The 381-nt window shown below is 71.7% G+C and carries 1 protein-coding gene; it reads left to right on the top strand.

Features of this window, described 5'->3' with window-relative positions; all coding sequences use genetic code 11:
• Nucleotides 1-20: 20 nt before the first annotated feature.
• Nucleotides 21-381 (top strand): hypothetical protein (locus ACFQPD_RS11055; protein WP_385900709.1); only part of this gene is annotated, 361 nt, incomplete at its 3' end.

A 381-nucleotide genomic window follows, 5' to 3' on the forward strand; every position in this document is an offset into this window, starting at 1 on the left:
ATAGTGCGGCTGCCGGGGAGGTGATCCCTGCCGACCCGCCGGATCCCGGGCTCGGCTTCCGCGGCTTCGTCGTCACCCCCGCCGACGCGAACCTCCCGGTGCTGCGGATCCTGCCGACGGCCGTCTACCTGGACGAGTCGGGCACCCCCGGGCGCGTCAACGACCCCGGCAGCGGCTTCTACAACCGGGTGTACGACGCCGTCCGCCCGCTGCTTGACGAGGCGACCCGGACCGCCCTGCCAGATTCGAACCCGGCGATCCCCGATGTCACCGCCACGATCCCGCCCCAGGTGGGCGCAGCCGCGACCTGGACTCTCGCCGACTCCGAGCGCGTGACCGCTACGTCGACGACCGTCACTATCGAGGTCACTCGCGCAGAGT

This window comes from Tessaracoccus sp. O5.2 (assembly GCF_964266725.1).
Taxonomy (GTDB): domain Bacteria; phylum Actinomycetota; class Actinomycetes; order Propionibacteriales; family Propionibacteriaceae; genus Arachnia; species Arachnia lapidicapta.